This window comes from Sphingomonas sp. DC4900, assembly GCF_049896485.1.
Classification (GTDB): domain Bacteria; phylum Pseudomonadota; class Alphaproteobacteria; order Sphingomonadales; family Sphingomonadaceae; genus Sphingomonas; species Sphingomonas aquatilis.
This window is the reverse complement of sequence record NZ_JAFCUK010000004.1, coordinates 199,130-213,151: the sequence shown is the minus strand read 5'-3', so window position 1 is coordinate 213,151 and position 14,022 is coordinate 199,130. Positions and strand designations below refer to the sequence as shown.

The 14,022-nt window shown below is 69.5% G+C and carries 11 protein-coding genes; 10 read left to right on the top strand and 1 reads right to left on the bottom strand.

Annotated elements, in window-relative coordinates; translation table 11 throughout:
* Positions 1 to 34: 34 nt before the first annotated feature.
* The 10 genes from ACP690_RS07490 (at position 35) to ACP690_RS07445 (ending at position 12,883) form a co-directional block, all read left to right on the top strand.
* Positions 35 to 991: a PQQ-dependent catabolism-associated beta-propeller protein gene (locus ACP690_RS07490; protein WP_426260657.1), complete on the top strand. Its 957-nt coding sequence runs from the start codon at positions 35 to 37 to the stop codon at positions 989 to 991.
* Positions 992 to 1,135: 144 nt separating this feature from the next.
* Entirely contained in the window at positions 1,136 to 2,539 is a 1,404-nt protein-coding gene (locus ACP690_RS07485; protein WP_426260656.1) for a porin, read from the top strand.
* A gap of 66 nt (positions 2,540 to 2,605) precedes the next feature.
* On the top strand, positions 2,606 to 4,531 hold the full coding sequence (gene acs, locus ACP690_RS07480) for an acetate--CoA ligase (protein WP_426260655.1): 1,926 nt from the start codon (positions 2,606 to 2,608) through the stop codon (positions 4,529 to 4,531).
* A gap of 119 nt (positions 4,532 to 4,650) precedes the next feature.
* Complete coding sequence (locus ACP690_RS07475; RefSeq protein ID WP_426260654.1) at positions 4,651 to 5,640, top strand: alpha/beta hydrolase; 990 nt, start codon at positions 4,651 to 4,653, stop codon at positions 5,638 to 5,640.
* Positions 5,641 to 5,913: 273 nt separating this feature from the next.
* Positions 5,914 to 7,932 (top strand): HAD family hydrolase, encoded by a 2,019-nt coding sequence (locus ACP690_RS07470; RefSeq protein WP_426260653.1) that lies wholly within the window; start codon positions 5,914 to 5,916, stop codon positions 7,930 to 7,932.
* Positions 7,929 to 9,071 (top strand): glycosyltransferase, encoded by a 1,143-nt coding sequence (locus ACP690_RS07465; protein WP_426260652.1) that lies wholly within the window; start codon positions 7,929 to 7,931, stop codon positions 9,069 to 9,071. The genes ACP690_RS07470 and ACP690_RS07465 overlap by 4 nt, the downstream gene beginning before the upstream one ends.
* The gene (locus tag ACP690_RS07460; RefSeq protein ID WP_426260651.1) at positions 9,068 to 9,994 is read left to right on the top strand and encodes a galactosyltransferase-related protein; all 927 of its coding nucleotides are present in this window, start codon (positions 9,068 to 9,070) and stop codon (positions 9,992 to 9,994) included. The genes ACP690_RS07465 and ACP690_RS07460 overlap by 4 nt, the downstream gene beginning before the upstream one ends.
* Positions 9,991 to 11,064, top strand: a complete 1,074-nt coding sequence (locus ACP690_RS07455; RefSeq protein ID WP_426260650.1) for a glycosyltransferase — start codon at positions 9,991 to 9,993, stop codon at positions 11,062 to 11,064. The genes ACP690_RS07460 and ACP690_RS07455 overlap by 4 nt, the downstream gene beginning before the upstream one ends.
* The gene (locus ACP690_RS07450) at positions 11,061 to 11,951 is read left to right on the top strand and encodes a polysaccharide pyruvyl transferase family protein (RefSeq protein ID WP_426260649.1); all 891 of its coding nucleotides are present in this window, start codon (positions 11,061 to 11,063) and stop codon (positions 11,949 to 11,951) included. The genes ACP690_RS07455 and ACP690_RS07450 overlap by 4 nt, the downstream gene beginning before the upstream one ends.
* Positions 11,948 to 12,883, top strand: a complete 936-nt coding sequence (locus ACP690_RS07445) for a glycosyltransferase family 2 protein (RefSeq protein WP_426260648.1) — start codon at positions 11,948 to 11,950, stop codon at positions 12,881 to 12,883. The genes ACP690_RS07450 and ACP690_RS07445 overlap by 4 nt, the downstream gene beginning before the upstream one ends.
* A gap of 3 nt (positions 12,884 to 12,886) precedes the next feature.
* On the opposite strand, the gene ACP690_RS07440 is transcribed toward ACP690_RS07445, so the two are convergent.
* On the bottom strand, positions 12,887 to 13,972 hold the full coding sequence (locus ACP690_RS07440) for an anhydro-N-acetylmuramic acid kinase (protein ID WP_426260647.1): 1,086 nt from the start codon (positions 13,970 to 13,972) through the stop codon (positions 12,887 to 12,889).
* Positions 13,973 to 14,022 lie beyond the last annotated feature (50 nt).

Here is a 14,022-nt window from a genome sequence, read left to right as displayed (position 1 = left end):
GGGGCGGCGCGCCGGGATACGCTAGGATGCGGTCATGCGATCCCTGCTCCTCATCGCGGCCCTCGCCGCCCCCCTCGCCCCTGCGACCGCCGAGACGATCTATGTCTCGAACGAGCGCGCCAATACGATCAGCGTCGTCGACGCCGCCACGCTCAAGGTCACCGCGACCTGGCCCGTCGGCCGACGTCCGCGCGGCATCGTCCTGTCGCGCGACGGCAAGCAATTGTACGTCTGCGCCAGCGACGAAAACGCGGTGCAGGTGGTCGATCTGGCATCGGGCAAGGTCGTCGCCAACCTGCCGTCGGGGGAGGATCCCGAAACCTTCGCGCTGTCGCCGGACGGCACCTTGCTGTTCGCCTCGAACGAGCGCGATGCGACGGTGACCGCGATCGACGTGCCGGGGCGCAAGGTCGCGTTCCAGGTCGTCGTCGGCGTCGAGCCCGAGGGGATGGCGGTGAGCCCCGACGGCCGGTTCGCGGTCTCCACCTCCGAAACGGACAATGCGGTCCACTGGATCGACATCGCGCGGCGCGAGGTGGTGGCGACGACGCCGACGGGCGACCGGCCGCGCCACGCCGAATTCATCACGGACGGCAAGCAGCTGTGGGTGTCGGCGGAGCTCGGCAACAGCGTGGCGGTGATCGACGTCGCCAGCCGCAAAGTGATCGACACGTTGCACTTCACCGTGCCGGGCATCGCCCCCGAGAAGGTCATGCCGGTGCAGATTCGCTTCACGCCGGACGCGCGACAGGCGGTGATCGCTCTGGGTCGCGGTAATGCGATCGCGATCGTCGACACCGCGACGCGCAAGACGCGCGCCATCGTCCCCGTCGGCCCGCGCGTATGGGGCGTTGCGATCACGCCGGATGGACGCCGCGCCATCTCCAGCGACGGCCTGTCCGACACGGTCACCGTCGTCGATCTCGCCAGCGCCAAGGCCATCGCCACGGTCCCGGTCGGCCGCGCGCCCTGGGGTGTCGTCGTGCGGTAGGGGTCGTGCGGCAGGGAATGCGGGGCGATCGCCGCACCATCCCACTTTGGTCCGGGATCGAAAGTCCAATACCGCGCCGCGCCCGTCTCCATCAGCCTTGCCGACACGAGCCCGAGACCACGGGCCGAACAGGGGAGGATTAGCATGAAAGCCGTTGCCCGCCTGCTGGGCGCCGTCGCCCTCGCATCCATCGCCATCGCCACCCCCGCCGCGGCGCAGGATGCGACCGACGGGCTGCTGCTGAAGCTGAAGGAAAAGGGGATCCTGACCGAGGACGAATATCAGGCGCTGCTCGCCCGCAAGACGGCACAACCCAGCCCCGTCCCCGCCGCCAACACCGCAGAGGCGCCGCAGCAGGCCGCCGCCGAACGGCTCGACGACAAGAAGCTGGTACGCATGGCGGACAGCGGCGTCGGGCTGATGATCGGCGATGTCGCGCTGAAATTCTCCGGCTCCGTCAACGGCTTCTACGTCCACGACAGCGCCGATGCGGCGACGCCCGCGAACACCGTCGCGGGCGGGCTCGCGAGCGTCGGCAACGACACGTCGGCGATCCGCAACGGACTGCTGCCCGGCTTCCTGAAGGTCGACGTCTCGACGACCCAGGGCGGTTGGGACGTCGGCGCGCATTTTGGCATGTACCCCGGCATCAATTCCAGCCTGGGCAATTCCGGCGCGAACGGCGCGGGCGCCCCCCAGGCGCTGCAGACCTCCGGCATCGATTTCCGCCAGACCTATCTGACGTTCGGCCGCAGTGGCTTCGGCGAGATCAAGATCGGCCGCGATATCGGCCTGTTCGGGTCGGATGCGATCCTGAACGACATCACATTGCTGTCGGTCGGCACCGCCGCGGGCAATGCTGCGCCGTCCAATACGTCGCTCGGCCGGATCGGGCTGGGGTATATCTACACCGACTTCCAGCCGCAGATCACCTATGCCTCGCCGAAGTTCGGCGGCTTCCAGTTCGCCGCAGGCGTCTTCCAGCCGCTGACCACGATCGGCCGCACCGAAACGAACGAGACGATCGGCTTCCAAGCCAAGGCGACCTACGACCTCGTGCCGACCGACGGAGGCCTCGGCGCGCATCTGTGGGTCAGCGGGCTGATTCAGGGCCATGACGCGATCGGCGGCTTGCCGGCCTATACCGGCCGCGCGATCGATGTCGGCGCCAAGCTGTCCTACGGTCCGGCCAGCCTGACCGGCTATTATTACACCGGCACCGGTATCGGCACGATCGGCCTGTTCCTGCTGTCGACCGATGCGCTCGGCCGCAAGCGCGACAGCAACGGCTATTATGTCCAGGGCACCTACGGCATCGGCAAGCTGACGCTGGGGGCGAGCTATGGCGCGAGCTACCTGTCGCGCGCGCAGGGTGAGGCGATCTCTGCCCTCGTCCGCCGCAACGCGAGCTGGGTCGGCCAGACGCGCTATGGCCTGAACAGCTGGGTGACGCTGATCGGCGAATACACCCACACCATGTCACGCGCGCACAACGGCAACGACGCGAGTTCCGACGCGCTGGCGCTCGGCGCGATCCTGTTCTTCTGACCCCACCGCATCGACGGGCTGTGCATCCGCGCCGGATGCGCGGCCCGCGTCACGAAAGGCCGCCTCATGCTCGATATCGTTCCAGCGACCCCTGCACGTTCCGGCGGCATCGGCCCTGCCGAATATGAGCATCAGTGTCGCGCCGCGATCGATACGCCCGATGCCTATTGGCGCGATCAGGCCGCACAGCTCGACTGGATGCGGCCGTTCGATACGGTGAAGGACGTGTCCTTCACGGCGGACGATTTCCGGATCCGCTGGTTCGACGGCGGCCAGATCAATGTGTCCGCCAATTGCCTCGACCGGCATCTGGCGACGCGGGGCGACCAGGTCGCGATCCTGTGGGAAGGCGACGAACCCGGCGAGGGCGCGCGCATCACCTATCGCGCGTTGCACGATCGCGTCTGCCGGATGGCGAACGTCCTGACGTCGCTCGGCGTCGGACGCGGCGACCGCGTGACGCTCTACCTGCCGATGGTGCCCGATGCAGCGGCAGCGATGCTCGCCTGTACGCGGATCGGCGCGATCCATTCGATCGTGTTCGGCGGCTTTTCCCCCGATGCGCTCGCCGACCGGATCCGCGATTGCGGATCGAAACTGGTCATCACCGCCGACGAAGGCTGTCGCGGCGGCCGTCGCATTCCACTGAAGGCCAATGTCGATGCCGCGCTAAGCGCCTGCCCCTCGGTCGAGCATGTGCTGGTCCTGCGCCGCACCGGTGGCGATATCGCGATGACGCCCGGCCGCGACCTGTGGCTGGACGATGCGATCGCCGACGCCTCGCCCGACTGCCCGCCCGTGGCGATGGAGGCCGAGGACCCGTTGTTCATCCTCTACACCAGCGGATCGACGGGCAAGCCCAAGGGCGTGCTCCACACGACCGCCGGCTATCTGCTGTGGGTCGCCAAGACGTTTCGCGACGTCTTCGACCACCGCGACGGCGACGTCTTCTGGTGTACCGCCGACATCGGCTGGGTCACCGGGCACAGCTATGTCGTCTATGGTCCGCTCGCCAACGGCGCGACGACGGTGATGTTCGACGGCGTGCCCAATTATCCCGACCACGGGCGGCTTTGGGATACGGTCGACCGGCTCGGGGTAAGCGTGCTCTACACCGCGCCGACCGCGATCCGGGCGCTGATGCGCGAAGGCGACGATCACGTCACCCGCCACCGCCGCATCAGCCTGCGCCTGCTTGGCAGCGTCGGCGAACCGATCAACCCGGAAGCCTGGGGCTGGTATCACCGCGTCGTCGGCGACGGCCGCTGCCCGATCGTCGACACCTGGTGGCAGACCGAGACGGGCGGCGTGCTGATCTGCCCCCTGCCCCACACCCCCGATCCCAAGCCCGGTGCCGCGACCAGGCCGCTGCCCGGCGTGCAGGTGGAGCTGGTCGATGCCGAGGGCGTCGTGCTGCACGGTGCGGCGGAGGGCAATCTGGTGCTCACCGATAGTTGGCCCGGCCAGATGCGATCGGTGTGGGGCGATCACGACCGCTTCATCCAGACCTATTTCACCACCTATCCCGGCAAATATTTCACCGGCGACGGCTGCCGCCGCGATGGGGACGGCGATTATTGGATCACCGGCCGCGTCGACGACGTCATCAACGTCAGCGGCCACCGCCTCGGCACCGCGGAAATCGAGAGCGCGCTGGTCGCCCATCCCAGCGTCGCGGAGGCTGCCGTCGTCGGCATGCCGCACGACGTGAAGGGCCAGGGCATCTACGCCTTCGTCACGCTGCACGCAGATGCGGTGGAAGATGAGACGTTGCGCGGCACCTTGCGCGCCTGGGTCCGGCGACAGATCGGCCCGGTCGCGACGCCCGACGCGATCCAGTTCGCCCCCGCTTTGCCGAAGACAAGGTCCGGCAAGATCATGCGCCGTATCCTGCGCAAGATCGCGGAAGGCGCGGTCGACACGATCGGCGACACCTCGACCCTCGCCGATCCATCGGTGGTCGCGACGCTGATCCGCGACCGGCAGGCATGAGGTGAGTGCGTGCGGCGTTCGCGCCCGGCCCTCGACATACGCCGGACGGACGTCCACACGCACCCCTGCCCGCCCGCCGCCGGACCGACCGGCAGGGGCCGAAGCCGCTGGACCGCCCCATGACCGCACGCCCACGTTCGATCCGGCTGACGCCGCGAGACATTCCGTCGCCCAGCTCGATCAGCCCCGAGGCGCAGGCGGCGCTGGAGCGGCTGATCGACGCGGACGGCGTGCCGGTCAATGCGCGCTTCACCATGCCCCACCATGACGACGTTGCGGGGTGGCAGGCAGTCAAGGCATCGGTCGATGCCCATTATGCGCGCATGCTGGCCGCGGCTTCGGACGCGCCCACCGCTGCGGTCGAGACGATCCGGTGCCACGATGCGGTCGTCCATGTCGCCACGCCCGCTGCGCTGATCGCCGAGGACGCTGTGTACATCGACCTGCACGGCGGTGCGCTGGTCTTCGGTGGTGGCGAGGCGTGTCGGCATGGCGCGCGGACGCTGGCCGATCAATTGGGCTTGCGCGTCTGGAGCGTCGACTATCGCCTGCCGCCCGAACACCCCTTCCCGGCGGGCCTCGACGATGGCCTGGCGGCCTATCGCGCCGCGCTTCGACTGTACCCGGCCGAACGGATCGTCGTTGGCGGGCGCTCCGCCGGCGGCAATCTCGCCGCCGCGATGCTGCTGCGCGCGAAGGCGGAGGGCCTGCCGCTGCCGGCCGGGCTGGTCCTGCTGTCGCCGCAGGTCGATCTGACGGAAAGCGGCGACAGTTTCGTGGTCAACGCCGGCGTGGACGGGATGCTGCCCACGTCGCTCATGTCGAGCAATCGGCTCTATGCGGGCGGGGCCGATCTCAGCGACCCTCTCGTGTCACCGCTGTTTGGTGACGTGGCCGACTTCCCCCCGACCTTCCTTCTGACGGGCACGCGCGACCTGTTCCTGTCCAACACCGTGCGCATGCACCGCCGGCTCCTGTCGGCCGGGGTTCCTGCGGACCTCCATGTCTTCGAAGCCATGCCCCATGGCGGCTTCGGCAGAGCGCCCGAGGATCGGGAGGCGACGCACTGTATGACGCGCTTCGTCCGAGACCGTCTGTCGGCGCGCTGACCGGTCGGACCACTAGCCATTCTGCTGTGGCTTCCGCCCGTCGATGGCCGGTCCGGGAGGAAGATTACCACGATGAGACAGTAATGGATCAATAGTCGCGCACCGCTTCCGGTGGTAATGAGGCAAGAAGCGGATTGATCTGCGTCTATACGAAAAACAGAGAGCACGGCGGAACCAATAAGTCGTTGCGCTAAATACTATTTCTCGCGTTTCTCGCTGGATACAAATCGACCAAACTGTCGTTGAGCCCCGATAAAGCGAAAAGGGGCGCTCGTGATCATCGTACATCTGGCGCTCGGCGGTTGTCTGAAGGCGCCGCCCGTCAATTTCGGCGTGACGGCAGATACCGGTGGCCATATCGCCTATGTGCTCGATGCGGCATGCCATCAGGCGTTGCGCTCCGATGTCGATGCGGTGACGATCGTCACACGACGCTTCTCCGACGAACGGCTCGATCCCGTCCACGCACAGGTTGAGGAGGTCGTCGCGCCGAAGGTGACGATCCGCCGGATCGCGACCGCGGACCATCGCTACCTCGAGAAGGAGGCGCTGGGTGCCGACCTCGCCGCCTTCACCGAGGCGTTCTGCGCGATGATCGAACGGGAAGAGCGACGCCCGGACGTCATTCACGCACATTTCGCCGACGCCGCCGCCGTGGCCATGGCGGCACAGCGCCGGTTCGGCATCCCCTTCGTCTACACGCCGCACGCGCTCGGCATCGACAAGCGGATGCAGCGCCTGGAATGCCCCGGCCTCGACGCCCGGATCGCCGCCGAACGCGCCGCGATCGAAGGGGCGTCGGCGATCGTGGTCTCGACCGAAGAAGAGGCGGCGCGTCAGGTCGGCGGTTACGGCGTCGCGCTCGGCGACCGGGTGACCGTCGTCGCGCCCGGCGTGCCGCGCCGCGACTGCGTGCCGGGGCCGGATACGCTGGCCGACCGGCTGGAGGAATGGTTCGAGTACCCGGACCTGCCGATCATCCTCGCCATCGCGCGGCCCGTCGCGAAAAAGAACCTCGCGGCCCTCGCCCGCGCCTATGCCGACGATCCCGCGCTACAGGCAAAAGCGAACCTCGTCATTCTGGCCGGGCAACATGCCTATGCCTCGGCCGACGAGCAGGTGTCGCTCGCCGAGTTGCAGGCAATCGCCGACCGGCCTGGCATGCGCGGCCGCATCGCCCTGCCGCCGCGGCACGATGCCGATGACGTGGCGGCGCTATATGCGCGGGCGGCGCGCGGCGGTGTGTTCGTCAACCCGGCGTTGCACGAGCCCTTCGGCCTGACGCTGGTGGAGGCGGCGGCAGCGGGCGTGCCGGTGGTCGCGACGCGCAACGGCGGTCCCGCCGATATCGTCGCGACGATCGGCCATGGCGTGCTGATCGATCCGGAGGATACGGCCGCGATCGGTGCGGCGATCCGCGCGATCGTCGGCGATCCCACCCGGCATCTCGCTTTTGCCACCGCTGCGCACACCCGTGCCGATCTGTATTGCTGGCATCGCTATGCGGCCGCGACCTGCGCGCTGTACGGCGACCTGGCGTCGCCCCGCCTGCTCGCCTGCGACATCGACAATACGCTGACCGGCTGCGCCGAGGGTGCGCGTGCCTTCGCGGCGTGGCGGGCGGCGAGCCCCCTGCCCTTCATCATCGCCACCGGCCGCGGCTTCGATGCGGCGCGGATGATCCTGAAACGCTGGCGCCTGCCGCAGCCCGATGCGTTCATCGTCGATGTCGGCACCCGGTTGATGCTGCCCGACGGAACTGGCGGCTGGTGCGCCTGCGCGGACTATGCGCACGCGCTGGATGCGGGCTGGGATCGGGGCGCCGTCGCCGCGACGCTCGCGCCGCTGGGCGTGACGGCGCAACCGGCGGCGACGGCGGGGCCGCACAAGATCAGCTTCTACGGCGGCGCAGCGGACGCCGGCCGTATCCGCGAAGCACTCTCGGCAGCAGGGCTGGCGGCACGCGTCATCTTCTCGCACGGGCGCCTGATCGACGTGCTCGCGCCCACCGGCGGCAAGGCGCAGGCGATCGCAGCCTATGCCGCCCGGCGCGGCCTGACACTGGCGGATTGCATCGCGGCGGGGGACAGCGGCAACGACGCCGACATGCTGGCGGCGTGCGGCCATGCCATCGTCGTCGGCAATGCGGGGGGCGAACTGGCCCATCTGTCGCCACGCTCCGGTCTGCTGCGCGTGCGGCGCCATCATGCCGGCGGCGTGCTGGAGGGGCTCGCGACCCTGGGGCTGGCGGATGCGTCCCCGGCCGACCTGCCTGTGTCGGTGGCGGCATGATGCGCCCCTTCGGCTATTTCGTCCATCATCAGGGTCGTGGCCATGCCGAACGCTGCGCCGCGATCGCGAACGCGCTGCCGCCGACGCGGCCGATGACGATCTTCTGCGCGCGTGACGACATCTTTCCCGCGCTGCCCCCGCAGGTCGATATCGTCCGCCTGCCCTCGCTGTTCGAAGCCACCGGCGACGAGGCGACGACGATGGACTGGGTGCCGACGCCGCAGACACTGCACTGCGCGCCGCTGGGCTGGCCCGGCATCCGCCACGCGATGGCGATGCTGGCGGGGTGGTTCGACCGCGCCGATCCCGCACTGATGATCTGCGACGTCTCGGCGGAGATCGCGCAGCTGTCGCGCATCTGTTCGGTGCCGCACGTCAAGGTGCTGCAACACGGCGACCGCGGCGATGCGGGCCACCGCGCGGCTTATGACGGCGCGGCCGGACTGCTCGCGCCCTTCCACGCCGATCTCGCGCAGCCCGACTGGGACGCAGCGTTACGCGCGCGGACCTGTTTCGCCGGCGGCCTCGGCGTCGATGTCCGTGTGCCCGAGCGCGAGGTCGCGCGGCAGCGGATCGGCATTGGCGCTGACGAAGAGATGATCCTCGTCCTGTCGGGGGGCGGCGGCGATGGCTTCGCGCAGGCGCCGATCGGCGTCGGAGCGCGCGCGCGCCCGGCCGCACGCTGGATCACGATCGGCAAGGTCCAGCGCGACTGGCATGCGACCGAGCCCGCCAATGTCGAGCATCGCGGCTGGGTGGATGACGCCGCCGACCATATCGCGGCGGCGGACCTCGTCATCGCCTCGACCGGCAACACCACCTGCCAGCAGATTCTGGCGTCGGGCCGGCCATGGCTGGCGGTGCCCGAATGGCGCTATTTCGACGAACAGCATCGCAAGGCCGATGCCCTCGCCGCCGCCGGCGTCGCGACCGTGAGGCCGCACCTGCCCTCATCGGCGCACGGCTGGAGCGCGGCACTGGCCGACACGCTGCGCGACCACCGCCCCGACCGCCAGCGCGCGATGATCGACGACACGCCGGCCGACCGCGCCGCCCTCTGGCTCGAAGCGCTCGCCGACCGACTGTGGACGCCGCTCGCCGCCACCCCTTCCCTCTCCCTGGAGCCCCGCATCCTATGACTTCCGTCTCCGTCGTGACCCTGGCGAAGGGCCGCCCCGATCACCTCGTCAACGTCGTGCGCGGGCTTTCGCAGCAGACGATGCGGCCGGTTGAGCTGATCGTCGCGGTGATGCAGGACACGCTCTACGACCTGCCCGACGGCCCCTTTCCCATCCGCCAGATCCGGATCGACGCCGATGCGCTGCCGCTCGCGATGGCACGCAACGTCGCGGCGGGCGCGGCGCAGGGCGAGGTGCTCGTCTTCCTCGACATGGACTGTATCCCGACGCCGGAACTGGTCGCCGATTACGCCGGCTTCGCCGCCACGTTCGACGGCTTGCTGATGGGCGAGGTGATGTACCTGCCGGGCGGCGCGACGGCGGGTGACTGGTCCTATTCCGGTTTCGCCGCGGTCGCCGAACGGCACTCGGATCGCCGTGGTCCGCCCGCGGAGGGGCTGGAGGTGTGTGCCGATTATCGCTGCTTCTGGTCGCTCAACTTCGCGATGCGCCGCGAGACGTTCCTGCGCGTCGGCGGCTTCGACGAACGCTATGTCGGCTATGGCGGCGAGGATACCGATTTCGGCAAGACGCTGGATCAGGCGAACGTCACGATCGCCTGGATCAAGGGCGGGCTCGCCTATCACCAATATCACCCGCACCACATGCCGCCCGTCCACCATATCGACAGCGTCGTCCGCAACGCGCAGCTGTTCGAAGCGAAATGGGGCTATCGGACGATGGGCCACTGGCTGCACGCCTTCCGCCTGATGGGGCTGATCGACGACACGCCCGGCCGGCCGATCCGCATCCTGCGCGAAGCCCATGACGGCGATCGCGCCCTGACCGGCCAGCAGAGCCATCAGCCCTATGCCAATACCGCGCGCGTGCTGCGCGAACTGGAAGCCGCCGCCGCCCGCGCATCGGAGGCGGTCGCCGCGTGAGGATCGCCATCCTCGCGCATGTCCGCCAGCGGATCGCACAGCCGTTCGCAGGCGGCATGGAGGCGCATTGCTGGCACCTCGCCGCCGGGCTGCAGGATCGCGGGCATGACGTCGTCCTGTTCGCCTCGGGCGACAGCGATCCGCGCTTCGCGATCGATCCCGTGCTCGCCGAGCATTACGAGCGCACCTTCCCCTGGGCCGAGCATCGCGGCTCGGCGCCGCTGATCGCGCACCTCGACGCCGGCTATGCCGCGGCATGCGACCGGATCGCGGCGGGCGGCTTCGATGTCGTCCACAACAACAGCCTGCACCGCTTCCCGCTGGAGCGCCGCCGGACGGAGGCGGTGCCGACCGTCACCTCGCTGCACGTGCCCCCCTATGACGCGCTGCACTGGTTCGTGCAGCAGAGCCCGTCGCCGCGCCACCATCTGACCGTCACGTCGGCACGGCAGCGCGAGGCCTGGTGGCCGAACGGCGCACCGGCGGAGGTATCGGTGCTGCACAACGGCATCGATATCGATCGCTGGCCCTATCGCCCGCACGGCAACGGCGAGGCGGTGTGGTGCGGGCGCATCACGCCCAACAAGGGGCCGCATCTCGCCGCCCGGGCCGCACGCGCCGCCGGCATCCACCTGACGCTGTTCGGCGGGATCGAGGATCCCGATTATTACGGCGCAGAGGTCGCGCCGCTGCTCGGCGACGGCGTCGTCTATGCCGGGCACCGCAATGCCGAGGAACTGGCGGTGGAGCTTGGCCGCGCCTCGCTGTTCGTCTTCACACCCTGTTGGGACGAGCCGTTCGGACTGGTCGCGGCAGAGGCGATGGCGTGCGGCCTGCCCGTCGCAGCATTCGACATGGGTGCGGCGCGCGAGGTCGTCGGCGACGCCGGCCGGTTCGCGGCCCCGGGCGATGTCGCCGCGCTGGCCACGGCGATGCGCGAGGCGATGGCGATTCCCCCCGACGTCCCGCGTGACCGCGTGCAGCGGCTGTTCACGCACGATCGCTGGCTCGACCGCTGCGAGGCGCTGTACCGCACCGTGATCGCCGGCGACGTCAGGCTGGCGGCATGAGCGACGTCGTCGCGGCGCAGCGAGCCGCGCTCGATACCCTCTACCGCCGGCACCTGACGCTGGGCAGCCGCTATGCGCTGCTCGACTTTCCCGATCACGCCAATGTCGGCGACAGCGCGATCTGGCTGGGCGAACTGGTGATGCTGCGCGGCATCACCGGGCGCGATCCGGACTATGTCTGCACGTGGCACGATTTCGACGAACACGCGCTGCGCGCCGCTTGCACGGACGGCATCGTCTTCCTGCACGGGGGCGGCAATCTGGGCGATATCTGGCCACACCACCAGCAGTTGCGCGAAACCGTGCTCGAGCGGCTACGCGACCGCATCGTGGTGCAGCTGCCGCAGTCGATCCACTTTCGCGACGCGTCGGCAGCGGCGCGGTTCGCAGGCATTGCAGCACGGCACCCGCAGCTGACGCTCTACGCGCGCGACACCGCCAGCCTCGCCATCGCACAACAGATGGTCGGGACGGTCGCTTCGCTCGCCCCGGATTCCGCCTTCGCGCTCGGGAGCCAGGCACGCCGGGAGCCGGACGTGCCGGTGCTGGCGCTGATGCGCACCGACAAGGAGCGAGTCGACACCGCGTCGCCGCTGCCGGCGGACGCGATCGTCTGCGACTGGCTGGAAGACGACGATGGCCTGTCCGGCGACCACGCCGCCCTCGCCACGGCGCGTGTCGCGCGCGGCCTGCGCTTGCTGTCGCGCGGACAGACGATCGCCACCGATCGCCTGCACGGCCATATCCTCGCGCTGCTGCTCGACATCCCCCACGTCGTCTTCGACAATGATTACGGCAAGATCGGCCGCTACGTCGCGACATGGACCCAGGGCAGCCCGCGCCTGCTCCACGCACTGCCATCGCCGCCGCGATCCGTCGCGGCATGACCGCCATCCCGGCGATCAGCCTGCTCGTCTGCACGCGTAACCGCGCCGCCGCTTTGCCGCGCCTGCTCGCCTCGATCACCCACGCCGCCGCGCAGGAGGGCGCGCCTGCGATCGAGGTCGTCATCGTCGACAATGGCTCGACCGACGCCACGGCCGATCGGCTGGCGGCATGGCAGGCGCAACAGTCGTTCCCCGTCCACCTGCTCCACAGCGACCGGCCCGGCCTGGCGCGCGCGCGGAACGTCGGTCTCGCCGCCATGCGCGGCGCGATCGTCGCGATGACCGACGACGACTGCCGTCTCCACCCCGAATATTTTATCGCGCTCACCCGCTGTTTCGCGGCGCTCGACGGATCGGCCATCGTCGGCGGCCGCATCCTGCCCGGCGACCCCAATGACTTGCCGATCACGATCAAGCTGGAAGACCACCCGATGATCGCGACGCCCGATCGGTTTCCGGGCGGGTTCGTGATGGGCGCCAATCTGGCGATGACGCGCGACGTGCTGCACCGCGTCGGTGCCTTCGACGAGCGGTTCGGCGCGGGCGCGCCGTTCCGCGCCGCCGAGGACACCGACTATCTGCTGCGCGCGCAGGCGGCGGGGATCGCGCTGCGTTACGAGCCCCATTTCGTCGTCGACCATCACCACGGACGCCGCCTCGCCGCCGAGGAACGCGCGTTGCTAGCGGGGTACAGCGTCGGCGATGGCGCGCTCTACGCCAAATTCCTGTTCAAGGACCGGCGGGTGCTGCGCTACCTCATGCAGGACGTCGGATCGCTGCGTCTCGACCTGCTCCGCCCGGTCCGCGCCCATAAGAGCATTCGGGCATTCTACACGTTCTGCCTGCGCCACAAGCTGATCGGCATGGCCGCCTTCCTGACCGCGAGCGCCAGGAGCGGCCGGCGCCCTACCGATCAGTACGGCCGGGCATAAGCGTCAGGGCCGATCGACGCGGCCGCCCGGCAGCGGATGCGGCACGCCGGTCGTGCCGGGAAAGCTGATCGGCAGCCCCTTCAGCGTCCGCACCGCCATATAGGCGAAGCCCTCCGCCTCCATCGCGTCGCCATCCCAGCCGAGCGTATCGCTGGCTTCCGGTGCGATGCCGGTGCGTTCGCCGATCATGCGCAGCAGCGTTGGGTTGTGACGGCCCCCGCCCGCGACGATCAGGCGCTGCGGCCGTGCGGGCAGCTGGTCCAGCGCCTCGGCCACGGTCGCCGCGGTAAAGGCGGTCAGCGTCGCCGCGCCGTCCGCCGCCGACAGGCCGCGTGCCGGTTGAATGGTGAAATCGTTGCGGTCGAGGCTCTTCGGCGACGGCGCGGCGAAATAGGGATGGTCGAGCATCGCGGTCAGCACCGCCTCGTCCACATGCCCCGACGCGGCAAGCGCACCATCGGCATCGTAACGCGCGCCGGTTTCCGCCTCGACCCAGCTGTCGATCAGGCCATTCGCCGGCCCCGTGTCGAAGGCGACCAGCGCGCCATCCGCGCCGACGAAGGTGACATTGCCGACGCCGCCGAGGTTGAGCACCGCGACCGGCCGCTCAAGCCCGGCCGTCAGTGCGGCGTGATAGATCGGGAGCAGCGGCGCCCCCTGCCCGCCTGCCGCAACGTCCGCACTGCGCAGATCGCTGACCACCGCGATGCCGGTGGCGCGCGCCAGCACCGCGCCATCGCCGATCTGCCACGTCCAGCCGCGGTCGGGCCGGTGCGCGACGGTCTGCCCGTGATAGCCGATCACCGCCACGTCCGCCGCCGCCACGCCCGCATCGCGCAGCAGCTTGTGGACGGCAAAGGCGTGCGTCCGGTCGATCAGCTCGCCCGCCGCGACGATATCGGGCGAAGCGCGCGGCCGATCGAAGGTCAGCGCCAGCGCGGTCGCCGCGGCCAGCTGCTCGCGGGCCGCATCCGAATAGGGCTCGCCGCGAAAGGCCATCGGCCGCACCTCTCCTTCGCCATCCGTATCGATCAGCGCCGCGTCGATCCCGTCGAGCGACGTCCCGGACATCAATCCTATTGCCAGCATGCACGATCACTCCCGTCGGCTCGATGTGGCGGCTGCGCGGCAGGCTGTCG

What these genes read in the sequence shown, in the direction of transcription:
- ACP690_RS07490 (WP_426260657.1), top strand. Translation starts at nt 35, where the DNA reads ATGCGATCCCTGCTCCTCATCGCGGCCCTCGCCGCCCCCCTCGCCCCT.
- ACP690_RS07485 (WP_426260656.1), top strand. Translation starts at nt 1,136, where the DNA reads ATGAAAGCCGTTGCCCGCCTGCTGGGCGCCGTCGCCCTCGCATCCATC.
- acs (WP_426260655.1), top strand. Translation starts at nt 2,606, where the DNA reads ATGCTCGATATCGTTCCAGCGACCCCTGCACGTTCCGGCGGCATCGGC.
- ACP690_RS07475 (WP_426260654.1), top strand. Translation starts at nt 4,651, where the DNA reads ATGACCGCACGCCCACGTTCGATCCGGCTGACGCCGCGAGACATTCCG.
- ACP690_RS07465 (WP_426260652.1), top strand. Translation starts at nt 7,929, where the DNA reads ATGATGCGCCCCTTCGGCTATTTCGTCCATCATCAGGGTCGTGGCCAT.
- ACP690_RS07460 (WP_426260651.1), top strand. Translation starts at nt 9,068, where the DNA reads ATGACTTCCGTCTCCGTCGTGACCCTGGCGAAGGGCCGCCCCGATCAC.
- ACP690_RS07450 (WP_426260649.1), top strand. Translation starts at nt 11,061, where the DNA reads ATGAGCGACGTCGTCGCGGCGCAGCGAGCCGCGCTCGATACCCTCTAC.
- ACP690_RS07445 (WP_426260648.1), top strand. Translation starts at nt 11,948, where the DNA reads ATGACCGCCATCCCGGCGATCAGCCTGCTCGTCTGCACGCGTAACCGC.
- ACP690_RS07440 (WP_426260647.1), bottom strand. Translation starts at nt 13,972, where the DNA reads ATGCTGGCAATAGGATTGATGTCCGGGACGTCGCTCGACGGGATCGAC.